This is a genomic window from Janthinobacterium sp. NKUCC08_JDC (genome assembly GCF_019345575.1).
GTDB classification, from domain to species: domain Bacteria; phylum Pseudomonadota; class Gammaproteobacteria; order Burkholderiales; family Burkholderiaceae_D; genus Janthinobacterium; species Janthinobacterium aestuarii.
Window position 1 is genome coordinate 287014 of the sequence record NZ_JAHKQW010000004.1, and the last position, 25388, is coordinate 312401.

General features: G+C 59.4%; 21 protein-coding genes. 6 read left to right on the forward strand and 15 right to left on the reverse strand.

The window, feature by feature from the left end:
* The first annotated feature begins 27 nt into the window (after positions 1-27).
* Positions 28-819 carry an EAL domain-containing protein gene (locus KO538_RS13650; RefSeq protein WP_219328594.1) on the forward strand — a complete coding sequence of 264 codons (792 nt, stop codon included), beginning with the start codon at positions 28-30 and terminating at the stop codon, positions 817-819.
* 46 nt (positions 820-865) lie between these two features.
* Here the strand turns inward: KO538_RS13650 and KO538_RS13655 are convergent, their stop codons facing one another.
* The 7 genes from KO538_RS13655 to KO538_RS13685 all read right to left on the reverse strand — a co-directional run bounded on the left by KO538_RS13655 (position 866) and on the right by KO538_RS13685 (position 9601).
* Positions 866-2926 (reverse strand): D-(-)-3-hydroxybutyrate oligomer hydrolase, encoded by a 2061-nt coding sequence (locus tag KO538_RS13655; RefSeq protein WP_219328595.1) that lies wholly within the window; start codon positions 2924-2926, stop codon positions 866-868.
* 76 nt (positions 2927-3002) lie between these two features.
* Positions 3003-3983 (reverse strand): branched-chain amino acid ABC transporter permease, encoded by a 981-nt coding sequence (locus KO538_RS13660; RefSeq protein WP_219328596.1) that lies wholly within the window; start codon positions 3981-3983, stop codon positions 3003-3005.
* 31 nt (positions 3984-4014) lie between these two features.
* Positions 4015-4899, reverse strand: a complete 885-nt coding sequence (locus tag KO538_RS13665; protein ID WP_219328597.1) for a branched-chain amino acid ABC transporter permease — start codon at positions 4897-4899, stop codon at positions 4015-4017.
* 159 nt (positions 4900-5058) lie between these two features.
* Positions 5059-6267 carry an ABC transporter substrate-binding protein gene (locus KO538_RS13670; RefSeq protein WP_072456017.1) on the reverse strand — a complete coding sequence of 403 codons (1209 nt, stop codon included), beginning with the start codon at positions 6265-6267 and terminating at the stop codon, positions 5059-5061.
* A gap of 76 nt (positions 6268-6343) precedes the next feature.
* Positions 6344-7072 (reverse strand): ABC transporter ATP-binding protein, encoded by a 729-nt coding sequence (locus KO538_RS13675; protein WP_034752656.1) that lies wholly within the window; start codon positions 7070-7072, stop codon positions 6344-6346.
* Positions 7072-7842 carry an ABC transporter ATP-binding protein gene (locus tag KO538_RS13680; RefSeq protein WP_034752653.1) on the reverse strand — a complete coding sequence of 257 codons (771 nt, stop codon included), beginning with the start codon at positions 7840-7842 and terminating at the stop codon, positions 7072-7074. The genes KO538_RS13675 and KO538_RS13680 overlap by 1 nt, the downstream gene beginning before the upstream one ends.
* A gap of 133 nt (positions 7843-7975) precedes the next feature.
* The gene (locus KO538_RS13685; RefSeq protein ID WP_219328598.1) at positions 7976-9601 is read right to left on the reverse strand and encodes a GMC family oxidoreductase; all 1626 of its coding nucleotides are present in this window, start codon (positions 9599-9601) and stop codon (positions 7976-7978) included.
* A 1463-nt stretch (positions 9602-11064) separates the two neighbouring features.
* Between KO538_RS13685 and KO538_RS13690 the strand changes: the two genes are divergently transcribed.
* Positions 11065-11841, forward strand: coding sequence for a 5'-methylthioadenosine/adenosylhomocysteine nucleosidase (locus tag KO538_RS13690; protein ID WP_257620342.1), 777 nt, complete (start codon positions 11065-11067; stop codon positions 11839-11841).
* A 75-nt stretch (positions 11842-11916) separates the two neighbouring features.
* On the opposite strand, the gene putA is transcribed toward KO538_RS13690, so the two are convergent.
* On the reverse strand, positions 11917-15570 hold the full coding sequence (putA, locus tag KO538_RS13695) for a trifunctional transcriptional regulator/proline dehydrogenase/L-glutamate gamma-semialdehyde dehydrogenase (protein ID WP_219328599.1): 3654 nt from the start codon (positions 15568-15570) through the stop codon (positions 11917-11919).
* 207 nt (positions 15571-15777) lie between these two features.
* Between putA and KO538_RS13700 the strand changes: the two genes are divergently transcribed.
* Both KO538_RS13700 and KO538_RS13705 read left to right on the forward strand, forming a co-directional pair.
* Complete coding sequence (locus tag KO538_RS13700; RefSeq protein WP_010393827.1) at positions 15778-16233, forward strand: Lrp/AsnC ligand binding domain-containing protein; 456 nt, start codon at positions 15778-15780, stop codon at positions 16231-16233.
* Positions 16234-16436: 203 nt separating this feature from the next.
* Complete coding sequence (locus KO538_RS13705; protein ID WP_219328600.1) at positions 16437-17996, forward strand: methyl-accepting chemotaxis protein; 1560 nt, start codon at positions 16437-16439, stop codon at positions 17994-17996.
* Positions 17997-18047: 51 nt separating this feature from the next.
* Here KO538_RS13705 and KO538_RS13710 read toward each other — a convergent pair whose 3' ends face one another.
* Positions 18048-19028, reverse strand: coding sequence for a LysR family transcriptional regulator (locus KO538_RS13710; RefSeq protein WP_034752642.1), 981 nt, complete (start codon positions 19026-19028; stop codon positions 18048-18050).
* A 206-nt stretch (positions 19029-19234) separates the two neighbouring features.
* Here KO538_RS13710 and KO538_RS13715 point away from each other — a divergent pair, with 206 nt between their 5' ends.
* The gene (locus KO538_RS13715) at positions 19235-19540 is read left to right on the forward strand and encodes a hypothetical protein (RefSeq protein ID WP_034752641.1); all 306 of its coding nucleotides are present in this window, start codon (positions 19235-19237) and stop codon (positions 19538-19540) included.
* A gap of 60 nt (positions 19541-19600) precedes the next feature.
* On the opposite strand, the gene KO538_RS13720 is transcribed toward KO538_RS13715, so the two are convergent.
* The 5 genes from KO538_RS13720 to KO538_RS13740 form a co-directional block, all read right to left on the reverse strand.
* Positions 19601-20197, reverse strand: coding sequence for a chalcone isomerase family protein (locus KO538_RS13720; RefSeq protein ID WP_219328601.1), 597 nt, complete (start codon positions 20195-20197; stop codon positions 19601-19603).
* A 112-nt stretch (positions 20198-20309) separates the two neighbouring features.
* Complete coding sequence (locus tag KO538_RS13725) at positions 20310-20576, reverse strand: YfhL family 4Fe-4S dicluster ferredoxin (protein WP_034752637.1); 267 nt, start codon at positions 20574-20576, stop codon at positions 20310-20312.
* Between the two features lie 14 nt (positions 20577-20590).
* Complete coding sequence (coaD, locus tag KO538_RS13730; protein ID WP_034752633.1) at positions 20591-21088, reverse strand: pantetheine-phosphate adenylyltransferase; 498 nt, start codon at positions 21086-21088, stop codon at positions 20591-20593.
* A 100-nt stretch (positions 21089-21188) separates the two neighbouring features.
* Positions 21189-21848, reverse strand: coding sequence for a 16S rRNA (guanine(966)-N(2))-methyltransferase RsmD (rsmD, locus tag KO538_RS13735; RefSeq protein WP_152988600.1), 660 nt, complete (start codon positions 21846-21848; stop codon positions 21189-21191).
* Positions 21849-21916: 68 nt separating this feature from the next.
* Complete coding sequence (locus KO538_RS13740; RefSeq protein ID WP_219328602.1) at positions 21917-22813, reverse strand: DUF6279 family lipoprotein; 897 nt, start codon at positions 22811-22813, stop codon at positions 21917-21919.
* A 25-nt stretch (positions 22814-22838) separates the two neighbouring features.
* Here KO538_RS13740 and glmU point away from each other — a divergent pair, with 25 nt between their 5' ends.
* Positions 22839-24215, forward strand: coding sequence for a bifunctional UDP-N-acetylglucosamine diphosphorylase/glucosamine-1-phosphate N-acetyltransferase GlmU (gene glmU / locus KO538_RS13745; RefSeq protein WP_219328603.1), 1377 nt, complete (start codon positions 22839-22841; stop codon positions 24213-24215).
* Positions 24216-24867: 652 nt separating this feature from the next.
* Here glmU and KO538_RS13750 read toward each other — a convergent pair.
* A complete protein-coding gene (locus KO538_RS13750; protein ID WP_034752625.1) occupies positions 24868-25341 on the reverse strand; it encodes an Lrp/AsnC family transcriptional regulator in 474 nt (157 codons plus the stop codon).
* Positions 25342-25388 lie beyond the last annotated feature (47 nt).

Below are 25388 nucleotides of genomic sequence, written 5' to 3' on the forward strand. Positions count from 1 at the left end.
GCCACCCCACCCTGCTACACTGCCGCCATGACGCCTCCCGACATCCCCATCCATCCTGACAGCACCAGCTTTCCATACGGTGCCTGTGCCGGCTGCCACGACAGCGCGCCGCTGCCGTTCGCCTTCGAGTATGCGTATCAGCCCATCGTCGACCTGGCCACGCGCAGCATCTATGCGCACGAGGCGCTGGTGCGCGGCCCCAACGGCGAAAGCGCGGCCAGCGTGCTGGCGCAAGTGAACGACGACAACCGCTACCGCTTCGACCAGGCTTGCCGCGTCAAGGCCGTGGCCGGCGCCGCCAGGCTGGGCATGCAGGGATTTCTGTCGATCAACTTCCTGCCCAACGCCGTTTACCGTCCTGAAGTGTGCATCCGCAGTACCCTGGAAGCGGCCAAGCTCCATCGCTTCCCTACCGACAAAATCATCTTTGAAGTGACGGAGGGCGAACGGGTGCAAGACCGTCCGCATCTGGTCGAGATCTTCCGCGCCTACCGGCGCTTCGGCTTCCAGACGGCCATCGACGATTTCGGCGCCGGCTATGCGGGCTTGAACTTGCTGGCCGAATACCAGCCTGACATCATCAAGATCGACATGGATTTGGTGCGCGGCATCGATACGCATGCGCCGCGCCAGGCCATCGTGCGGGCCATCGCCAGCCTGTGCCATGAACTCGGTATCCGCGTGCTGGCCGAAGGCATCGAGACGCGCGCCGAGCGCGATTTTCTTTCCGGCTGCGGCATTTCCCTGATGCAGGGCTACTGGTTTTCCAAACCGGTCTTCCAGGGACTGGGTCACATCGCCAAGTCGGCCTGGGAATAAAAACGGCCACGTGAAACGTGGCCGCAGCTTCTACATACGATATAGCCTAGTTGGGAATATCGACGACAGTCCCCGTCACGCTGATGACATTGCCGGGCGCCGGCGCCGTAGCAATCGCTGGCACGTTGACATTCGTGATCAGGGTCGACGCATCGGCGCGCGTCACCGTGCGCACCACCTGCGATGGCGGCAGAGCTTGCTTGGCATTCAGATGTGCATACATGGCGTCGAGTGCCCGGTTCAGGTACACGTGCAGCGGCACGATCAGGGTCGGCAAGGCATTGCTGAAGGAATCGAAATGGTTCGCATTGGTCACCTCGATATAGCGCAGCTGGCTATTCGCTCCTTCCACGGCGGCGTTCAGGCCCACGTAAGCGCGCGACGCGTGATTGACGGGAATCAGGGTGTCGCTGCGTCCGTGCACGATGATGGCAGGTTTGCTATTCAATTTACCGCTGGCCGCGACCTCGGTCATGCCTGCCCGCACGCGCACGCTTTGCGTGGCCAATGTTCCCTGCAGGTTGGCGCCGCTGACGGTGTCGCGCCCCGTCGCCAGGCTGCGCAGGCACAGGAAGCCGTCGAGCGACTGGTCCGCCAGGCTGTTTGACGGCGACACGCCAGCCGTGTACACCTTGGCGCCGCCCACGCTGTTCTCGTACACGACATTGCCGAGAATGCCGTTTTGCGCGGCAAAGCTGGCCGCCTTTTGCACGGAGGTAAAGGCGATCGGATTGCCGCTGCCATCCGTCTGCGCAAACGTGAAACCGCACACTTTATCGGTCACGGAGAATTTGCCGTAGGCATACGCATAGGTGACGGCCACGAGGATGTTCGTGCCCGCGTGCGCGGCCTGCAAGGGATCGGAATCAAGCAGCCAGCCATACGCGCGCAAGCGCTGCTTGGCGTCCGCCTGCTGTGCCGCCAGGTCGGCGCCGTTCAATAAGCCCTTGGCGACGAGCGCCGTGCAGCGTCCCGCGTTGCCGGCCACCGAGGCGATGCATGGTTGATACAGGGCCGCATAGGTGGCGTAGTCGAACAGCGCACGCCCGGGATTGGCCACCGCCGCCCCGCCCTGGCGCACGGTGTAGGCGCTCGATGCCGCCGGCTGGACTTGCGGCTCGCTGGCCGCCACGCCGCTGATCAAGCCCCTGGTATCCTGCTCCGCCGCCAGCAAGGCCGAGCCGGCACCGTTGGAAATGCTCGAGGCGATCGTGATGGTGTTCTTCGGCGTCAGCCGCACGATGCGCGAACTGCCGTCGCGGGCCAGCACGCCATAGCGCTCGTTCAACACGTAATACGCCATCTCGACGGCCTGCAAGGTGACCTTGCCCCAGTCCTTCTCCGGATTTTGCTGCGAGTGCGCATGCTTGAAGGCGATGCGGTTCGGGTTGGTGCCAGTCCAGGCCAGCCGCTCGGCGTCGCTCAGGTCCGGCGCGAAGAGCGCATTCTTGCCGGCGGTCACCCTGCCAGCCCGCAGGCCGTTCTGCAGGTTGACGCTGTCGTCCTCGAACACATACAAGCCCGTGCCGGAACCCTTGTCGGCATACGCCACGGCGCAGCCTTTTTTCAAGCCCCATTCACCGGAGCTGCCGATGGCGCCGTAGATGCCGCGCGAGCCGCTCGACGTGCCCGTGACGATGCAGGCATGGTCGGGGTCGAAGCTGGCCGGTACCTGCACCATCAGGGTGACATTCTTCTTGCCCGTGCCATCATCGGCATAGGCGATGTATTCACTGCCCGCGACCAGGCCCTCGCCCGTACCCACGTTGCCGGACGCATCCACGTTCGGTCCGTACAGGGTGCCGTAGCCGCTGTTGGCGGCAATGTCGAGCACGGCGCGGTAATTGGCGTAGATGGCATTGCGGCGCAGTTCAAGCGGCGTCGGCTGTTCCACGTTCGCATACGCGGGAGTTGCTCCCGCCAGCCCCGTCTTGCCGAGGCCAGCCGTCAGCAGGTCGTTCGTCTTGCCGTCGTAGTCGGCCCGCGTGATGGTACCCAGGTAGCCGGGCATCTGGTTCAGTTCTTCCGGCGCATGGTTGCTGCCGCAGGCTGCCAACACCAGCACGGTGCACAGACTGCTCCCCGCGCGCGTGATCGTCATTTGCATGGTGGTACTCTCCGTTGAAGTAACAGTGGACGCACAATGAAAAACGCCGGACGATCCGTCCGGCGTTGCTTGAAAATCAGACCACGGCTTTGGCAGCCCTGCCGCCGAAGCGGGCGATGGCTTCGCCGACGATGCCGCGCCGGAACATCAGCACGCAGATGACGAAGATCACGCCCGTCACCATGCCCACCGATTCGCCTAGGGTGCCGAACCACTCGATGCCCGTGTGCGTGGCCAAATAGGTACCGACATCGCCCAGCTTGTTTTCCAACGCAATGATCAGCACGGCGCCGAGGATGGGGCCGGACAAGGTACCCATGCCGCCCACCAGGGTCATCAGCACGACCAGGCCCGACATGCCCCAATAGACATCGGTGAGGGTTTCAAAGCCCAGCACCAGGGTCTTGGTCGCGCCAGCCAGTGCTGCCAAGGAAGCGGACAACACGATGGCCATCAGCTTGTACTTGTTGACGTCGTAGCCGAGCGAGATGGCGCGCGGTTCGTTTTCCTTGATCGCCTTGAGCACCTGGCCGAACGGCGAGTGGATGGTGCGCACGATCAAAGCGAAGCCGGCGACAAAGATGGCCAGCACGACGTAATACAAGACGGTGTCGTTGCCCAGGTCTATCGTGCCGAGCAAGGTTCCACGTGGAACACCCTGCAAGCCATCCTCGCCACCCGTGAACGGCAGACGCAAGGCCAGGAAGTACACCATCTGCGCCAGCGCCAGGGTGATCATCGTAAAGTAGATGCCCTGGCGGCGGATCGCCAGGCCGCCGATCACCAGGCCCAGCAAGGCGCCCGTGGCGACGCCAGCCAGCAAACCCAGTTCCGTTGGCCAGCCCCAGGTGCGCAGCGCGTAGCCGGTGACATAACCGGCGCCGCCGAAGAAGGCCGCGTGGCCGAACGACAGCAAACCCGTATAGCCGATCAGCAAGTTGAACGCGCAGGCAAACAGGGCAAAGCACAGCAACTTCATCAGGAAGACGGGATAGCCGTAAAACGGGGCCGCCAACGCCAGCAGCAAGGCAATGGCGTAGCCTACATTCTTATTCATCGTGGTAGCTCCAATACATGACTGATGAGGATTACTTTTCTTTGCCGAACAGGCCGGCGGGACGCAGCAGCAGCACGATGACCATCACCACGAACACCACGGTGGCCGAGCCTTCCGGGTAGAACACGCGGGTCAGGCCCTCGATGACGCCCAGGCCCAGGCCCGTCAGGATGGAACCCATGATGGAACCCATGCCGCCAATCACCACCACGGCAAACACGACGATGATCAGGTTCGAACCCATCAGCGGCGAAACCTGGATGATCGGCGCCGCCAGCACGCCGGCGAAACCGGCCAGCGCCACGCCGAAGCCGAACGTCAACGTCACCATCAGCGGCACGTTGATGCCGAACGCTTCCACCAGTTTCGGGTTTTCCGTGCCGGCCCGCAGGTAGGCCCCTAATTTGGTTTTCTCGATGACGAACCAGGTGGCCAGGCACACGGAGAGCGATGCGATCACCACCCAGGCGCGGTAGTTCGGCAAGATCATGAAACCGAGGTCCGTCGCGCCGGCCAGCGCTTCAGGCACGGCATACGGCTGGCCCGAGACGCCATAGAACGAGCGAAACACGCCTTCCATGATCAGGGTGATGCCGAAGGTCAGCAGCAAGCCATACAGGTGGTCGAGTTTATACAGCCAGCGCAGCATGGTCTTTTCGATCAGGATGCCGAGCAGGCCAACGAGGATCGGGGCGATGACCAGCATGGCCCAGTAATTGATGTCGAAATAGCTGAGGCCCATCCAGGCCAGGAAGGCGCCCATCATGTACATGGCGCCGTGCGAGAAATTAATAACGTTAAGCAAGCCGAAGATGACGGCCAGACCGAGGGACAACATGGCATAGAACGAGCCGTTGACAAGACCCAGCAGCAGCTGGCTCATCATCGCTTGTATTGGAACGCCGAAAATTTCCATGGCATCACAGTATAAAAAGCACCGCCGGATAGCGGTGTGGTATCAAGGGAAACGCGCCGCCGCAAACGGGTGCGGCGGCGCAAGGCGAACCCTGCGGGCGAAGCATGCAGGACAGAGCGCCCGCGCGCAGGCGGGCACTCTGTGGAGGTTGCTACAGCATTACTTCCACAGCGAACACTTCGACTCGGCCTTGGTCACATACGCTTGCGCGCCGGGCACGGTGGCGACCACCTTGTAGTAATCCCATGGGTATTTCGACTCGGACGGTTTCTTCACTTCCATCAAGTACATATCGTGCACCATGCGGCCATCGGGACGCACTTCGCCATTCTGGGTGAACATGTCGTTGATCTTGGTCTTTTTCAGGTAGGCCATGACCTTCTCGGTGTCATCCGTACCAATTGCCTTGACGGCTTTCAGGTAGTTCGCCGCCGCCGAATAGTCGGCCGCCTGCAACATCGATGGCTCCTTCTTCATCTTGGCGAAATAGCGTTTCGACCAGGCGCGCGTGTCCGCATTCAAGTCCCAGTACCAGCCATCCGTCAGGTACATGCCTTGCGTCAGGTTCAGGCCCAGCGAATGGATGTCATTGATGAAGATCAGCAAGCCGGCCAACTTCATCGATTTCGTCAAGCCAAACTCGTTGGCCGCCTTGATGCTGTTGATGGCGTCGCCACCGGCATTGGCCAGGCCCAGGATTTGCGGTTTTGCCGATTGCGCCTGCAGCAGGAAGGAAGAGAAATCGGAGGCGCCCAGCGGATGCTTGACGCTGCCCAGCACCTTGCCGCCGGCCGCCTTGACGACCTCGGCCGTGTCTTTTTCCAGCGAGTGGCCAAACGCATAATCTGCCGTCATGAAATACCAGTTCTTGCCGCCCTGCTTGACGATGGTGCCGCCCGTACCGCGCGCCAGCGCCACCGTGTCGTAGGCGTAATGCACGGTGTACGGCGTGCACTCTTCATTCGTCAGGCGCGAGGAGCCGGCGCCGATGGCGATGAAGATTTTTTTCTTTTCCGCCGCGACCTTGGCCATGGCCAGGCTGGCGCCGGAATTGGTTCCGCCGATCAGCATGTCGACGCCCTGCTGGTCGAACCATTCGCGCGCCTTCGAAGCGGCGATGTCGGCCTTGTTTTGATGGTCGGCGGAAATGAATTCCACCTTTTTGCCGGCCAGTACCACGCCGGCATCGGCGATCGCCATCTTGATGGCTTCCGCGCCGCCGAGGCCGTCGACGTCGGAATACACGCCCGACATGTCGGAAATAAAACCGATCTTGATGGTGTCGCCCGATACCTGGGCGTGCGCGGCGGCGGAAAAGCCCAATGCGCAAAGAGTGGCGGTGGCAATGGCGATAGCGTTACGTTTCATGGTGTCTCCGTTGGGATTATTGTTTGCTATTCAGACGATTGCTGGTCGATGACGAGTAAAACGCACTACATGGGGACTACACGCCAAGCAGCTCGGTCAATACCGGCATCTTGGCCTCCAGTTCGGATGCAGCAAAAGTCTCGACGATCTGACCGTGCTCCATCACATAAAACCGGTCCGCCAGCGGCGCGGCAAACCGGAAATTCTGTTCCACCATGACAATGGTGTAGCCCTTCGCTTTCAGGGTGGTGATCATGCGCGCCAGCCCTTGCACGATGACGGGCGCCAGGCCTTCGGAAATTTCATCGAGCAGCAGCAGGCGCGCGCCTGTGCGCAGGATGCGCGCCACGGCCAGCATCTGCTGTTCCCCGCCCGACAGGCGCGTGCCCTGGCTATGCCGGCGTTCCTGCAAGTTCGGGAACATGGCGTAGATTTCCTCCACCGACATGCCCTTCTCGCCGCTGGCCAGGGTCGGCGGCAGCAGCAGGTTTTCCTCGGTCGACAGCGAAGAAAAAATACCGCGCTCTTCGGGACAATACCCGATGCCCAGGTGGGCGATTTTGTGCGTGGCCAAACCTATCGCTTCGACGCCATTGACTTTGATGGAACCCGTGCGCGCGCCCGTCAGCCCCATGATGGCGCGCAAGGTGGTCGTGCGGCCGGCGCCGTTGCGGCCCAGCAAAGTGACAACTTCTCCCTGCGCCACTTTCAGGTTCACGTCGTGCAGGATGTGCGATTCGCCATACCAGGTGTGCAGTTGCGTAATTTCCAGCGCAGGTGCGCCGCCATTCACTTGTGTCGCCATCAATGCGCCCCTTCCAGTTCCGCGTGGGTGGTGCCCATGTACGCTTCCATCACTTGCGGATTGCGCGACACTTCCGCATAACTGCCTTCGGCCAGCATGGCGCCGCGCTGCAGGACGGAAATCTTGTCGCAAATGCCGGAAACCACGCTCATATTGTGTTCCACCATCAAAATCGTGCGGCCAGCCGACACTTTTTTAATCAGCTCCGTCACGCGGTGCACGTCTTCGTGGCCCATGCCTTGCGTGGGTTCGTCGAGCAGCATCATTTCCGGTTCCATCGCCAGGGTCGTGGCAATTTCCAGCGCCCGCTTGCGCCCGTACGGCATGTCGACCGTGATGGTATCGGCAAACTCCGTCAGGTCGACCTCGGCCAGCAAGGCCATGGCACGGTCGTTGAGCTGGTTCAATGCCCGTTCGCTTTGCCAGAAGTGGAACGAGGTACCGAGCTGGCGCTGCAAGCCGATACGCACATTCTGCAGCACGGATAAATGGGGGAAGACGGCGGAAATCTGGAAGGAACGGATCACGCCCATGCGCGCGATCTGGGCCGGTTTGGCGGCCGTGATATCTTTCCCATTGAACAGGATCTGTCCGGAAGTGGGGACCAGGAATTTGGTGAGCAAGTTAAAACACGTGGTCTTGCCGGCGCCGTTCGGACCGATCAAGGCGTGGATATGGCCGCGCTCTACCTTCAGGTTCACGTCGCTCACAGCGGTGAAACCCTTGAATTCCTTGGTCAAATTTCTTGTTTCCAAGATTACGTTTGACATCGTGTCTCCTAGTTGTACTTTTTGTACTACTTAGTCATTTTTATAATACACAACTTAAATTTAACGCACAATACAGTATAACTACGGGGATTTTTCGCCAGCCCGAATGGCGCAAACTCGCACGTTTGCCCCGCTATTTCCAGGCCGCATGTATCATTTGCGCCGCTTTTTCCGCGATCATCACCGTGGGCGAGTTCGTGTTACCAGAAGTAATGTACGGCATGATCGAGGCATCGACGACGCGCAAGCCCGCCACGCCGATCACGCGCAACTGGCTGTCGACCACGCTCGAGGCATCGCTGGCCAGTCCCATGCGGCAAGTGCCCACCGGGTGGAAGATGGTGGTGCCGATCTGGCTGGCCGCCTGCGCCAGTTCTTCCTGGCTCTGGAATTGCACGCCAGGCTTGTATTCTTGCGGCGCAAATTTTTTCAGGGCCGGTGCGGCGGCGATGGTCCGCGTCAGGCGCAAGGCGTCGGCCGCCACGCTGCGGTCCTGCTCCGTACTGAGGTAATTGGGCATAATCTTTGGCGCCGCATAGCTGTCGGCCGATGCGATCTGCACGTGACCACGCGACGTGGGACGCAGATTGCAGACGCTGGCCGTAAACGCGGGAAACGCGTGCAAGGGTTCGCCGAATTTGTCGAGCGACAAGGGCTGCACGTGGTATTGCAGGTTCGGCGTGGCTTGCTGCGGATCGGACTTGGCGAACGCCCCCAGCTGCGATGGCGCCATCGACATGGGCCCGCTCTGAAACAGCGCATATTGCAAGCCGATCTGCATCTTGCCCAGCATATTGCCCGCCATGATGTTCAGGGTTTTCACGCCCTGCACTTTGAAGACCATGCGCAGCTGCAGATGGTCCTGCAAATTGCCGCCCACGCCGGCGGCATCGACCACCGGAACAATTCCATGCTGCTGCAGCAAGGCGGCCGGGCCGATGCCGGACAATTGCAGCAATTGCGGCGAACCGATGGCGCCCGCCGTCAGCAAGGTTTCCCGCTTAGCCGTCGCCTGCCACTGCGTGCCGCCGCCCGTAAACACGATGCCCGTGCAACGGGGCCCCGACTCCGAAGCTTCAATCAACAGACGTTCCACGTGGCAGCCCGTCATGATGGTCAGATTCGGGCGGCGCGATGCCGGTTTCAAGAACGCTTTCGAGGTATTCCAGCGGATGCCGCGGCGCTGGTTGACGTCGAAATACGCGCTGCCGCTATTGTCGCCGCCATTGAAATCGCTGGTTTTCGGGATGCCGACCTGCTGCGCCGCATCGCGGAACGCGTTCAGGATATCCCATGACAGCCGCTGTTTTTCCACGCGCCACTCGCCGCCCACGCCATGGTTTTCCGAAGCGCCGCCGTAATAATCCTCGCTTTGCTTAAATAGCGGCAAGACCTTGTCCCAGCGCCAGGAAGCGTCGTCCGTCAGGTCGGCCCAGTGATCGTAATCGCCGGCCTGGCCCCGCATATAGATCATGCCGTTGATGGAAGAACTGCCGCCGAGCACCTTTCCGCGTGGATAGATCAGGCTGCGCCCGCCCAGTCCCGCGTCCGCCTGCGTGGAATACAGCCAGTCCGTGCGGGGATTGCCGATGCAATGCAGATAGCCGACGGGGATGTGGATCCACACGTAATCGTCCTTGCCGCCCGCTTCCACGAGCAAAACATTGGCGTCCTTGTCGCGTGTGAGCCGGTTGGCCAGCACGCAACCTGCCGTGCCGCCGCCCACGATGATGTAGTCGTATTCGCCTGCCGATTCCAATGAAGCTCCTTTCGGTATGCCATCAAGCTGTCACGCGGCATGTCTCCCCACCGCGTTCCGCTACCAGAGTCTGTCTTTCTTCATGCATGCATGGCTGCTGAGCCGCCTTGAGATTACCACCAGTGCCGAACCAGGGCGACATTAATCGTTGCCTGGGATACGAACAAGCGTTACGGCAAGGTAAAAAAGCATCAAACCAGGGGCGGCAAGCTGTGGATAAGCGTATGGATATCCACAGGGACGATATGTGTGTAAACGAAAAATTTTTTCAGCGGCTTTTTTTGTCCAGAAACCGTCCCAGGCAGATACAACCCTTACTCAGCGCTTATCCGCACGCCAAGCGATTGTTTACAAGGATAAATCAGGACTTATCCACAGAAGATGCCGCCGTTAACTACTATTACTATTCTTGTATACGAACTTGTTAAGGTAAACCCGACAGCGCACGCTTTGCCTGCCCTACGCCTTAGCGAACCTCCGCAAGCCTGTCTTCAAAAAAAAGCCGGGCAGCGGCGTTGGCTGACAAAAAAAATCGAGCCGACAACTGCGCGACGAAAACCGGCACGGCCGGCATCACGCACACAGCACTGCCAAACCGTTTTTCAAAATGGAAACGTCAACAGACCTGAGCAGGCACAGTGCCAGCAGACGGTTCGATGTCGAAAAAAGGGGAAATTTGAAACGATTGTGGATAAGTCACTTGATATCCACAGGATGACTTGTGCGTAAACACGAACTTTTGCACAGGCCCGCATTTTATACAATTTTGCTCCTCGCGTGATACAGCGATTATGCACGCTTTATTTTGCGTGTAAACGATTGATCCTGTTGAAAAAAAGCGACTTATCCACAGAAAAAAACGCGTTTACTATTACTACTATTTTTATATATAGATCTATTGTAAACCGACAAAAAAAGCGGAAGTCCGGGGATATTTCCAAAAAGTACGCCAAACCGTCAAAAAAAAAGCCAACGGCAACATCGCGACCCACTACCAAACCGTCTTCCAGGAATCAACTGGACGCTCACGTCGGTGAAAGAACAACGCTCGTGCCCGCTCACTGTTGATTGGCAGACATGGGCCTATGCCAACGAAACACGTTAAACATGCCACTACAGCAAGAAAAGCCACGATGTTTGCGTACTGGTGTGGATAAGTGCCTGCATATCCACAGGATGAGATGTGGGAAAAGTCGATCTTTGTCCACAAGCCAATTTTTATCCCAAACAAGTCCTCCGTGGATACAATGCTTGTGCGCCTACTTTTTTGTGCGCTAAGTCGATGATTTTTCGATGGTATACCGACTTATCCACAAAAAAATGGCCGTTTACTATCACTACTATTTTTATGTATACATCTTTATTTAAAACACAGAGACAAACGCGAACGGTGGAAAAGTCGCCGAAACGGCTGTTTTCACCATGTAAACCGTTTTGCAATCCCAAAAACCTGTAAAAACAGCATGCATACACATAAAAAAATGCGTTTAGGCATCATCAGTGCCTTGTACGAAGAACAGCAGGGGCTGGTAGAAGCCATGCAAGGCCCCCAGAGGCATTCGCACGGCATGCGCGACTACACCCTGGGAACCTTGTGGAATATCGACGCTGTGTGCGTCCTGTCGCGTCTGGGCAAGGTTGCCGCTGCCATGACAGCTTCTATCCTTGTGGAAAAGTACGGAGTTACCCACATCGTCTTCACGGGCGTGGCCGGCAGTGGGGATAAACGCGTGAAAGTGGGCGATATCGTGGTGGCTGAAGCGCTGTTGCAGCACGATATGGACGCTCGCCCTTTGTTTCCCCGCTTTGAAGTGCCGCTGACGGGCTTGCAGCGCTTTGCCACGGACCTGGAACTGAGCACGCAACTGGCTGGCGCCGCGGAAGATTTCCTGCGTGACGATGTGTCCAGCGTGCTCAAGGCGGCCGATATCGCGGCATTTGGCTTGCAACACGCGCGAGTGCACCGCGGCCTGATCGCCAGCGGCGACCAATTCATCAGCAGTGCCGCGCATCTGAACCAGCTCAAAGTAGATATCCCCGACTTGCTGGCCGTCGAAATGGAAGGCGCCGCCGTGGCGCAAGTGTGTTTTGAACTGGGCGTGCCGTTTACCGTCATGCGCACCATTTCCGACAACGCCAATGAAGAGGCGGCCGTCGACTTCATGCGTTTCGTGCAAACCGTCGCTTCGCCGTATGCGTTTACGGTGATCCAGCAATTGTGCCAGCGTCTGGCTGGTTGATTTTTCATCCAGCGTGCATAAAAAAAGGGCAGAACCACTGGTTCTGCCCTTTTGCGTTGACTACCTGCTTACATGTTAGACACTGAGCATCATCAGGCTGGCATTCCCACCGGCCGCCGTCGTATTCACGCACAGCGCCCGCTCAGCGACCAGGCGCCACAGAGGGATGGCACCGTCCTGCGTGGTAGCGATGGTGCCCACCAGGGCCCCTTCCCGTGCCGCCAGCAGCGGTTTGAGCTGGCCATCGAGGCTAGGCTCGATCATGGCGATCTGGAAATCATGCTTGACCGACTCCAGGTTGCTGACGATCTGGATGCGGTCTTTCAGCGCGGCCGGCAAGTCGCCCGGGATCAGCTCCGGCGCTTGCACCAGCACCAAGGCCTCGTTACCGGTGGCCAGGACGGCCGCCAGCTGGTTCATCAGCGTGCCCGAGGTCGCTGCCGCGCACAGAATCGTGCCGCGCGCGGCAAAGCTCAGGGTATTGCGCTCGCCTGTCGGGCCTGGCAAGACGGTGGTGCTGCCCAGCAAGGTGGTGCGTGCGTATTCCTGCGCCAGTTGCTCTACCTTGTCGTGGCCATGCATCTTTGCCCACACGGTCAGCGCGTCGAGTGCTGGCGGCGCCTGGCGTTGATGCTGCGCGCCGGCCGGCGCATTGCGCTGCAGGCGTTTCAGGTACAGGGGGCCGCCCGCCTTGGGGCCGGTGCCTGATTTGCCTTCGCCGCCGAACGGTTGCACGCCGACGACGGCGCCGACGATGTTGCGGTTCACATAAATATTGCCTACGTGCGCGCGCTTGGTAATGAAATCGATCGTTTCATCGATGCGTGTATGGATGCCCAGGGTCAGGCCGTAACCGCTGTCGTTGATCGATTGCACCAGTTGCGGCAGCTCGGAGCGCTTGTAGCGGATCACGTGCAGCACGGGGCCGAAGACTTCCTGCGTCAATTGCGCCAGCGACTTGATTTCCAGCACGGTCGGGGCGACGAACGTGCCTTTGACGGTCGGCAAATCGAGCGAATAATGGTCGATGGCCATGGTTTTCATCTTGTTGATGTGTGCCAGCAAGTTACCTTGCGCTTCCGCATCGATGACGGGACCGATATCGGTCGCCAGGCGGTCAGGATTGCCGACGCGCAATTCCTGCATGGCGCCCTTGAGCATGTGGATGGTCTTGTCGGCGATTTCCGTTTGTAGGAACAGCACGCGCAAGGCCGAGCAGCGCTGGCCGGCGCTGTCAAAGGCGGACGACATCACATCTTGCACCACTTGCTCCGGCAAGGCCGACGAATCGACGATCAGGGCATTCTGGCCACCCGTTTCGGCGATCAGGGGAATATCGATGCCTTCGGCCACGGCGCGCGCGGCCAGGTTGCGGTTGATCAGTTGCGCCACTTCCGTCGAGCCCGTGAAAATCACGCCTTTCACGCGTGCGTCATTGCACAGGCCGGCACCGACGACTTCGCCGCTGCCGGGCAAGAATTGCAGCGCGCCGCGCGGTACGCCTGCCATGTGCAGCAATTGCACGGCGCGGTGGGCGATCAGCGGCGTTTGCTCGGCCGGCTTGGCCAGCACCACGTTGCCTGCGGCCAGGGCGGCGGCCAGCTGGCCCGTAAAGATGGCCAGCGGGAAGTTCCACGGGCTGATGCAGGTGACGGGACCGAGCGCCAGGGTATTTGGCGCGTGTTCCACCTGCGCCGCGTAGTAGCGCAGGAAGTCGACGGCTTCGCGGATTTCCGCGATCGCGTTCGGCAGGGACTTGCCCGCTTCGCGCACGGCCAGGGCCATCAGCTCGATGTGGTGTTCCTCGAACAGGTCGGCCGCGCGCAGCAACGCTTGTGCGCGGATCGACGGCTCCGTGGTTTGCCAATCCATGGCGTAGGCGCTGGCGCTGGCCAGCGCCGTTTCCACGTCGGCCGGGCCGGCTTCCATGACCTTGCCCACGACATCGTCGTGCTGGGCCGGATTGTGCAGCATGTGCGTGGGGCCATTCAGGCTGACGGCGCCATCGATCAGCGGTGCTGCCTGCCATGTCTGCTGTTGCGCCAGTCCCGTGGCCAGCGTGCGCAAAGTATCTTCATTCGACAGGTCCAGGCCGGCCGAGTTCCTGCGTTCGCTGCCAAACATGTCCAGCGGCAGCGGAATCGACGGATGCGGCAAGCCGCCCTGCAGGCGCGCCTGCTCGAGCGGATCGCGGATCAGGCTATCGATGGCCACGCTTTCGTCGACGATCTGGTTGACGAACGACGAGTTGGCGCCGTTTTCCAGCAGGCGGCGCACCAGGTAGGCCAGCAGGGTTTCATGCGAGCCGACGGGCGCGTAGATGCGGCACGGCTTGTCGAGATTCTCGGGGCCGACGACCTGGTCGTACAAGGTTTCGCCCATGCCGTGCAGGCACTGGAATTCATAGTCGGTGATGCCGTCGCGTTTCGCCCAGGTATAAATGGTCGACAGGGTTTGCGCGTTGTGCGTGGCAAATTGTGGATAGATCAGGCTGCTGGCGGCCAGCAGTTTTTGCGCGCACACGAGGTAAGAGACGTCCGTGTAGACCTTGCGCGTGTAGACGGGATAGCCTTCCTGGCCATCGACTTGCGCGCGTTTGACTTCCGCATCCCAATACGCGCCCTTGACCAGGCGCACCATGAACTTGCGGCCGCTGCGGTGCGCCAGGTCGATCAGGAAATCGATGGCGAACGGGCAGCGTTTTTGATACGCCTGCACCACGTAGCCGATGCCGTCGAAGCCGGCCAGATCCGCATCGAAAGCCAGTGCTTCCATCAGGTCGAGCGACAATTCCAGGCGGTCCGTTTCCTCCGCATCGATGTTGAAGCCGATGTTGTACTGTTTGGCCAGCAACAGCAGGGTTTTGACTTTCGGCAGCAATTCTTCCATGACACGGGCGCGCTGGGCGCGGCTGTAGCGCGCATGCAGGGCCGACAGTTTCACGGAAATGCCGGGACCGTTGCGGATGCCGCGGCCGTTCGACGCCTTGCCGATGGCGTGGATTGCCGTTTCGTACGAGGCGTAGTAGTTGGCCGCGTCCTGCTGCGTCAGGGCTGCCTCGCCCAGCATGTCGTAGGAGTAACGGTAGCCGCGCGTTTCATTCTCGCGGCTGTTTTTCAACGCTTCCTCGATGGTCTGGCCTGTAACAAACTGGTTGCCCAGCATGCGCATGGCCAGGTCAACGCCTTTGCGGATCAGCGGTTCGCCGCCTTTGGCGATGAGCTTGGTCATGGCCGAACCGAGGCCCGATTCGCTGCTGGTACTGACCAGTTTGCCCGTAATCAGCAAACCCCAGGTGGCCGCGTTGACGAACAGCGACGGCGATTCGCCCAGGTGTTTTTTCCAGTCACCCTTGCTGATTTTGTCGGCGATCAAACGGTCGGCCGTCTGACTGTCGGGTATACGCAACAGCGCTTCAGCCAGACACATCAATGCAACACCCTCTTCCGACGATAGCGAGAACTCGTGCATCAGTGCATCGACGCCGGACGCGCGTGTGCGTTTTTGGCGCACGTTCGAGACCAGGCGGTGCGCCAGCGCTTGTCCTTCGGCCATCGTTTCGGTGCTGCTGGGGCGCACTTGTTGCAACAGCCACTGCACGGCGGAAACCTCGTCGCGCCTATAGGCGGCGGTGATGGCGGCGCGTTGTGGTGTCGCTTCGGGCAGGATTTCTGCCTGGAACGCAGCAAAAGGAATCGGGGTAAAAGCCGAGGGGCCTGCAGGGTGCATAAGTGCTCTTTACAAGGAAAAAGGGGACGAAAACTGACGTAATTCTTGCTCTTTTTTGGTGCAAAAAAATACAGAAAGTCGGACGTTAAGATGATTCGATTGTAAAGGGGATTCTTATGGATTAATTCTGGTAATACAGGGGACTAGCAATAGATAGTTTTTGATGCGACAATTTAACCAAATAATATTAATTTGGGGGTGATGGGAATGCTGGACAAGATCAGTAAGAAAATCCTGATGGAATTGCAGAGCGATGGACGCATCAGCAATGTGGAGCTGGCCGCGCGCGTGAACCTGTCGCCGGCTGCCTGCCTGGAGCGCGTGCGCAAGTTGCACGAATCCGGTTACATCATGGGCTATACGGCCCAGTTGAACCCGCAGCTGCTCGACGTGTCGCTGCTGGTGTTCATTGAAGTGGTGCTTGATCGCACGACACCAGAAGTGTTCGACGCCTTCAAGCATAGCGTACAAATCATTCCAGAGGTACTGGAATGTCATATGGTCGCTGGCGGTTTCGATTACCTGGTCAAGGCGCGCGTCAAGGACATGGCCGCTTACCGCGAATTCCTGGGCAAGACGCTGTTGCAGAAAGGTGTGCGGGAAACCCACACTTATGCCGTCATGGAAGAGGTCAAAAACACCACCAAATTGCCAATTAAGTGACCCTGGTGTAGCCGTCCCGTTTTTCTGATTGAGCTATCGGAACAAATGTTGTAGGGTAGAACTACAATTCTGCTATCCGGTAGCCGGCCTGAAAACACGCGCAGACGTTGTGTTCAGGGTGCAAGGTGGGCAATCGTGCCCATCCGCATACGGCCACAGCACGTCCCTCCCGGGACGTGACGGGTTCGCGCAGCGGGGGACAAATGAAGCAGTTGCAGCATCAGCTGGTGCGTTTCTTTGTATTCACGATCCTGGCCATGGCCGTTGCCTGTTGCCTGGTCTATCTGTTGCTGCTGTCGGGCGGCGACCATCCTTATTTGATTGCCTGCATGGCCGCCGTCATCGGCGCCGCGCTGCTGGCGTTTGCCGGCCGTCCGCGTGGCGAACCGGGCTTGCACCAGTTCGCCGACACGGTGGGCAATGCCATCGATGCCATCATGATCGGTGCGGCGGAAACCTCGTATTTTGTCGATTCCGTCAAACAGAAGGTGGAACTCGATGTCCGCACGGCCAGCGACATTGCCGACAGTTCCGTACAAAATGCCGCGATGACGGAAAAGATCGCCGCCAATGCGGAGCGGGCCGCCAAGGTGGCCGCCGGCGTGCGCGTGGAAAACGTGGCGGCGCGTGCCGAAGTGGACCAAGGCTTGCGCCGCATCAATACGGCACGCGAGGAAGCGCAAGGCGCATCCAGCACCATGCTGAGTCTGCAGGAAAAATCCAAACGCATCACGGGCTTCACGGAAGCCATTTCCGATATTTCCGCGCGCACCAACTTACTGGCGCTGAACGCCGCCATCGAAGCGGCCCGTGCCGGCGAACACGGCCGCGGTTTTGCCGTGGTGGCCGGTGAAGTGCGGCAATTGGCGCAGCGCACCAAGGAAGCTTCCGATGAAATCAGCGTGATGGTGCGCGAAATCAATGAACAGTCGGAAAAGGCCGCGCGCGGCATGAGTTCGCTGGCGGCCGGTGTCACGGAAGCGGCGCGCAACGTGGAAAGCGTGCATGCCTCGCTCAGCCATATCGAGCAATCGTCGGGCGAATCGGAAGACGAGATCGGGCAAATCGCCCGCGCCTCGCGTGAACACGTCGACACGACGCAAGTGATCGCCGACGCCATCTTGCAAATCCGCGACAGCATGCTGTCGACGAATGCCGAATTGCCGCGCGCCACGCAATCGGCCATGGCCCTGGCCGAGCGGGCCGAAGTGATCGCCGGCGCCCTCGGTGAATCGAGCGTGGCCACGCCGCATGACGAGATCCGCGAGGCGGCCCAGCGCGCCGCGCGCGAGGTGGGAAAATTGTTCGAACAAGCGATTGCATCGGGCCGCATCACGCGCGAAGCCCTGTTCGACCGCCACTACCGGCCCATCCCGAATACGAATCCGCCCAAGCACAACACGAAATTCGACGCATTTACGGACAAGGTGCTGCCCGACCTGCAGGAAGGCGTGCTGGCCGCCCTGCCCCATTTGGCGTATGCGGGCGCCGTCGACAACAATGGCTATTTTCCAACGCACAACAAGAAGTTTTCCCAGCCGCTGACGGGCGACTACGCCACCGATATGGTCAATAACCGCACCAAGCGCATCTTCAGCGACCGCACGGGCAAGCGCTGCGGCAGCAATACCAAGGCCTTCCTGTTGCAGACGTATAAACGCGACACGGGCGAAGTCATGCACGATTTGTCCGTGCCCATCCACGTCGAGGGCAAGCACTGGGGCGGTTTCCGGATCGGTTATCGCTCCAGCAATCACGCATAGCAAAACGCCTGATGAGAAATCATCAGGCGTTTTTTCTTGTGCAGGCGACGCTTACTCGATATGCGGCTTGGGTGCCACGCCGCCGCCGGCCGCCGTGGCCGTCCGTAAAGTGGGCGTGTTCATGCTTTCCAGATGATTACGCAGCCATTTGTGGGCGGGGCTGCGGGCGTCACGCTCGTGCCACAGCATGTCCAGGTGGACGGCCGGCAAGGTCAGCGGCAAATCCTTGTACAGCAGGGACTCCGTCATGCCCGTCGAGGCGATCAAATGGCGTGGCAAGACCGTGATCAGGTCGGAATTGGCGACCACTCGCCCGGCCGTGAAGAACTGGTTGACCGTCAACAAAATGCGCCGTTCGCGGTGGATCTGCGACAGGGCTTCGTCGATCAAGCCATGCGCGCGGCCGGAAAAGCTCACCAATAAATGGTTGGCCGCGCAGTAGTTATCCAAGGTCAATTCCTTGTCGGCCAGCGGATGGCCGCGCCGCATCACGCACACATACTTGCCGGAATACAGGCGCTCGTGGCGGATCGGCGAACCCGTTTCGCTCGACAATTGCGCCGCCACGCCGGGAAAGAAGCCCACGGCCAGGTCGATATCGCCGCGCAGCAGCATGGGGCGCGGTTCGCGCGTGGTCAGCGGCATCATGCGCACGTTGACGCCCGGTGCTTCCCGTTCGATCGAGCGCATCAGCGAGGGCAGCCAGAACGCGGCCGTCGCATCGGCCATCGCCATGCGGAAAGTGGCGTGGGTCTTCGACACGTCGAAGGTTTCCGGCGTGACGGCCGCTTCGAGGCTGGCCAGGGCCGAGCGCACGGATGGCCACAGCGCTTCGGCGCGGGGCGTGGGTTTTACGCCGTACGCCGTGCGGATCAGCAATTCGTCACCGAGGCTCTCGCGCAGGCGTTTGATGGCGTTTGATACCGCCGGCTGCGTCATCGCCAGGTGGCCAGCTGCGCGCGTCAGGTTTTGTTCCGTCATGACGGCGTCGAAAACACGCAGCAAGTTCAGATCCAGCGTCAGAAAACTCATGGAAAGCCCAAGATAAAAGTTGAATTGATTACTTAAAATTGATTACTTAGGAGTGTAAACCGCGCCGGGCACGAATATTTTCACTCGTTAAAAAATATTACAGTTTTCCATTCACGATTCATATAATTGGTATCAAGAAATGGAATTAGATTTATATGTTGCACTGCACTATAGTACTGGCAAATTCTATAATGCACTGGAACACTATGTCTACCTTCGCCTCCGCCCTGTACGCAGTATCCGCACCCGTGCTGGAGATTTCCCTGCTCAACGCCCTGCAACTCGTGCTGGTGATCGTCGCCGTGGGCGCGTTCGCCCTGCTGTTCAAGCCTTTGCTGGTGGGGATCGCCCGTGCCATGATGCTGGTGGTGCGTCCCAAGCTGAGCCGCGAAGAGCGTCTGGCGCGCCAGCAGATGCGCGAAGCGCAAGCCTTGAAGCGCACTTTGGGCAAGATGGATGGCGTGTCGCCAAGCAACGCCGCCGAATTGCGCGCCCTGTCGACGCGCGCATAAGCTCGCTGTTGCAGATGACAAGCCGGCATACGCCGGCTTTTTTTACGCCCGCGTTGTGCTTCAGGCCATATCGCCCAGCAAATGCGCGCGCAGCAAAGTGTCGGCCGGATGGGCGCCGATCCAGATTTTCAGCAGCGCATTGTAAAAGGCCAGGTCCGGCACCATGTCGCCCACCTGCTTGCCGTTCAGTTTGCACAACGTTCCCTCTTCCGGCAGCCAGTCCACGGTGAGGATGTCGCCCTTTTTCAGGCCGGGCACCATTTCGAACATGGCGCCGAACTGCATCGTCTGGCTCAGCAGGCGCGTGCGGTCGGCCTGGTCGGAACTGCGCTTCAAGCCCTGCATGAAGGCCTGGCCCAGCTCGTCGGAAGTGATGTCGCGCAGCATGACGATTTCCAGACGGCGCGGTCCGGGCAGCGCCAGGATGTCGGCCAGCTGGGTTTTCTTTTCCGGCAGGTACAGCGCGATCGTGTAGACCTTGAAGATGACCTTGTAGCGCACGCCGGCGCCGTTGAGTTTTAATTCGCGGCTGGCCAGTTGCACCGTGTCGTCCAGCTTGACGCCGCCCACCTCGACGGCCAGCGCTGCTTGTGCCAAGGCGGCGTACAGGCAGGCGGCTGCGAGGGAACGGCCGAAACGGGATGTGCGTATTTGCATCTTCTACCTCCGTGGAAACCATGGGCTGTGGATAAGTCAGCACACAGTGTAGAACAGTTGGCAGAAGCTGGCGCCACGCAGAAGTGGTCCAGAAGTGGCGCGGGAGAAAAGCTTAGGTTTTGGCGGCAGGCAGCTCAGCCTGCAGGCGTTCGTACTTGGCCATCAATTGCTCCGGGCTTTCGCGCCAGGCGGGATTGAAGGGGATGCAGCTGACGGGGCACACTTGCTGGCATTGCGGCTCGTCAAAGTGGCCCACGCATTCGGTGCACTTGTTGGGATCGATTTCGTAGATTTCCGCGCCCATGTAGATCGCGTCATTCGGGCACTCGGGCTCGCAAATGTCGCAATTGATGCATTCGTCGGTGATCAGTAATGCCATGATTTCACTCTTACTTATTGCGATGAGGCAGCGTTGGCGGCAATCTTGTTTTGCAGCCAGCGGTTCACCGAGGGGAAGACAAACTTGGAAACGTCGCCGCCCAGCGCCGCGATTTCGCGCACGATGGTGCCCGAAATGAACTGGTACTGGTCGGACGGCGTCAGGAACATGGTTTCGACATCGGGCAACAGGTAGCGGTTCATGCCGGCCATCTGGAATTCGTATTCGAAGTCGGAAACGGCGCGCAAGCCGCGCACGATGACACGCGCTTCATGCTTGCGCACGAAATCCTTGAGCAAGCCGGAAAAGCTTTCCACTTGTACATTCGGATAGTGGCCAAGCACTTCGTTGGCGATTTCCAGGCGTTCGTCGAGCGAGAAAAACGGTTGCTTGTTCTTGCTGTCGGCCACACCGACGATCAGCTTGTCAAACAGACCCGATGCGCGGCGCACCAAATCTTCATGACCACGCGTGAGCGGATCGAATGTTCCTGGATAAACGGCTACAACCATTGCGGCTCCCTGACGATGCACCAATATAGACGCGCATTATGCCTGAAATTGGTGCTGCGCCTCGGGCTAGGGAGCCTTTTTGCCTCATTTATAGGCAGATTCAGGCAGTTGCCGGCACTTTGTTGTAAGTTAGCAAATGATAATAAACGGTGCCCGCCTTGTCGGCGCGGATGACTTCCCACGGCGCCATCCATTCCGGTTTTTCCAGTGCGCTCGCTTCATCGAAGACCAGCGGCAAGCCCGATTCCGCGTAGACGATGCCGCCTTCCTTGAGCAGATTGGCACACAGCGGCAGCACTTTTGCGAGGAAATCCTGCTGGTAAGGCGGATCGAGGAAGATCAGGTCGAAGCGCTGGCCGCGCGCTGCCAGGCCCTGCGCCGTCAGCAGGGCGTCGCCGCGCAGCAGCTGGACATTATCAGCGCGCAATTTCGTCTTGTTCTCTTCCAGCTGGCGGATCACGGGCGTGTGCGTGTCGACCATGGTGACGGACGCGGCGCCGCGGCTGGCCGCTTCGAAGCCCAGCGCGCCGCTGCCGGCGAACAGGTCCAGCACCTGGGCGTTGGCCCAGTCGCCATCGCGCAAGTGATTGATCCAGTTAAATACGGTTTCGCGCACGCGGTCCGGTGTCGGGCGCAAACCGAGTGCCTGCAAAACAGGCAGCACGGAGCGTTTCCACTGGCCGCCGATGATGCGCACCTGGTTCGGTGGCGGCGCGTGGTGGACAGGGACTTTGGCGGGTTTTTTAATCTTCTTTTGCATGGGGATTTCTTCAATTCGATGGCGGCCACTATAGCATATGGCCCCCCCCCCCTGCTGGCGCTGCCCCGCTATTTGGGTTGTGTGGCCAGGGAATTGAAATCGTCGATCCAGCCCTGCATGCGCTTGACGGCGTGGGCCTTTTGCGCCGGCGTGGCGATCTTGATCACCGTCAAGACCATCTGCGCCGTGCTGCTTTCGTAGGCATCGAAGAAAGCCTTGCGCTCCGAATGTTCGAGGCGCTCGAAACTGTCCTTGATCAGGGTCGTGATCAAGCCCACGGTGGCGTCCTTGCCAAGTTTTTCCTGGTGGACCTTCTTGACCAGGTTCAACACATTCTGCTGGCGCCGCATGCGTTCATCGAGCCAGATCTCGTTGTTCAGCGGACGCGCGTCGGACGCCTTGCGGATGACGGCTTCTTGCTCGCTGCTGAAGCTGCCGAACCACAGTTCGAATTGCTCCATGGCTTTCTTGTAGCGCAGTTGCTGGCGCTTCTCCTGGTCGCCGCTCAGATATTTCTTGCGGTAATCATCATTGTTCGATTTGAACTTCTTTTCCATCTGCGCGATCTGCTCGGGTTTGAGCGAACGGGCCAGGTCGGCCAGTTCGGGCGCCGCTTTCAGCAGCAGCGCCTGGGTGCGCTGCTTGATCTCGCTGTAATCGGCCATCAGGTCCGCCTGCGTGATATTGCCTTGCAGCTGCTTCTGGCCCGTGCGCAGGATTTCCACGTAATCCTTCAATTGCGTCTTGCGGTGCCAGTCGAACAGCTTGTCGATATCCTCGCGCACCCAGCCCTTCTGGTCGCGGTCCAGGTCGACATACGCGTTCAGCCACCAGTACAGCACGGTATCGCCATTGTTGTAGGCCAGGCGCAAGCCGCTGCAGCCTGCGACGATAATGAAAAGCATGGCCAGCACGGCGTAACGAAAGCGGCTGGAGAACGGGGCCTGCGTGTTAAACTTTTTCATATTCTTAACTTATAAAAGACGGTCTATGAACGTTGTCATTCTCGCTGCCGGTATGGGCAAACGCATGCAGTCGGCACTGCCCAAGGTATTGCACCCGTTGGCGGGCAAGCCATTGTTGTCGCACGTCATCGACACGGCGCGCGGCCTGGCGCCGTCCCGATTATGCGTGATTTACGGGCATGGGGGCGCAGCGGTGCTGAAGTTGCTTGACGGCTACAAGGTGAACCATGCCGTGCAGATCGACGCCGCTGAGCAGGCGCAGCAGCTGGGCACCGGCCATGCCGTGCAGCAAGCGCTGCCTTTGCTGGACGACAGCGTGCCGACCCTGATCCTGTACGGCGACGTGCCGCTGACCAGCGCTGTTTCCCTGCAAAAACTGGTGGATGCGGCTGGGAACGATAAGCTGGCCATCCTGACCGTGGAACAGGACGATCCCTTCGGCCTGGGCCGCATCGTGCGCGAGCACGGCGCCATCGTGCGCATCGTCGAGGAAAAAGATGCCACGCCAGCAGAGCGCGCCATCAAGGAAATCAACAGCGGCATCATGGTCGCGCCCACCGTGGCCCTGAAGCAATGGTTGTCGGCCTTGTCGAATGACAATGCGCAAGGGGAATACTATCTGACCGATATCGTTGCCCAGGCAGTCGCTGACGGCGTGGCCGTCACCTCGGCGCATCCTGCCGCCGTGTGGGAAGTGGCGGGCGTCAACAGCAAGGTGCAGCTGGCCCAGCTGGAACGCATCCACCAGAACAATATCGCGCAAGCGCTGCTCGAGCGTGGTGTGACCCTGTTTGACCCGGCCCGCATCGACGTGCGCGGCGAACTCGTTTGCGGCCGCGATGTCACCATCGACGTCGGCTGCGTGTTCGAAGGCAGAGTCGAACTGGGCGATGGCGTGCGCGTGGGCGCCAACAACGTCTTCATCAACGCCACGGTGGCGCCCGGCGCGCACATCAAGCCCTTCTGCCATATCGAGGACGCCGTCGTCGGCGCCGCCTCCATCATCGGCCCGTACGCGCGCCTGCGTCCTGGCACGGTCCTGGCGGAAGATGTGCACATCGGTAACTTCGTTGAAGTGAAAAACAGCCAGATCGCCGCGCACAGCAAGGCGAATCACCTGGCCTACATCGGCGACGCCACCATCGGCTCGAAGGTCAACATTGGCGCCGGCACGATTACCTGCAACTATGACGGCGTGAACAAGTTCCGCACGGTGATTGAAGACGACGCCTTCATTGGCAGCGACAGCCAGTTGATCGCGCCCGTCACCGTCGGCAAGGGCGCCACCCTGGGCGCCGGCACGACCTTGTCGAAAGATGCACCGGCCGGCAAGCTGACCGTTTCGCGCGCGCGGCAAGTGACCATCGACGGCTGGACGCGTCCTGTGAAAATCAAGAAGTAAGCGCACCGCCCTCGGTACGCATGACGCCGTCAGCCTGTCCGGGCTGGCGGCGTTTTTTTATACCTGTGGATAATCCTGTGGAGAGTTGGCTGGCAACCCGGGATAAGTCCGACCATTTTTCCCATCCCGCATTTTCTCTGTATTGCTGTGTGTGGATAAACATGTGAACAAGCATGCGGACAAGTGATGGATAAGCCCGGTATAAACTGCGTATAAACGGTACAAAACCTGTGGAAAAGACGGGATAAGTTTTCTGGTCCAGCTTGCCGCTCCAGCGTACAAGCCAGTCCGGGCAGACTGAAAAAGCATCGCCGGTTTTTTGCTTGCCTGAACTGTGGATAAGCTTGTGTGCAATCTACGGATAAGTGATGAATAACTTATAAGTCATTGTATTATAAGGATATTTAAGAATTATTCGTAAGTATGGGCTGTGGGTAAAGCTGTGCAAAAGCCTGTGCTTAAGGCATGGACAAGCGATGGATAAGCCGGGATAAGTTTTTACACGGCATTAGCTACATATTTATTGAGGGGCCTCCTGCGAGGCCGGATGTGGCAGCCGTGAAAATCCGTGATTTTTATGCTGTGGATAAACTTGTGTATAAGCATGCGGAAAAGTGAGGATAAGCAGGGATAACTGTTCTGTCCGCTTGCTTCATACCGCGATGCGTGTCTCGAACTTGCTGCGGAACGTGGAAAAATAGCTTTTCACGTTGCGCACATTCGCGTGTGCGGCAAACAGGCGGTGCGCCAGCGCGTGGTAGGCGGGCATGTCGGCCACCTGCACCATCAGCACGAAATCGGGCCCGGGCGAGACGCGGTAGCATTGCAGCACGGCCGCTTCCTGCGCCACCAGCTGCTCGAATTCCGCCATGCGCTCGGCCGCCTGCACGTCGAGCGTGATTTCCACGATGGCCGTCAGGCGCGCGCCCACCAGCTGCGGCGCGACGATGGCCACTTGCCGCTCGATGACGCCGCTTTCCCGTAAATGCTTGACCCGCCGCAAACACGTGGGCGCCGAGACGTGCACCGCTTGCGCCAGTTCACTGTTGGTTTGCGATGCATCAATTTGCAAGGCGTTCAGGATGCGACGATCGATTTCGTCGAGGGTAATGTTGTCTTCGCTCATGGCATTGATGAATTAGAGAATATATTGAGTTTAAATGAAATAATATT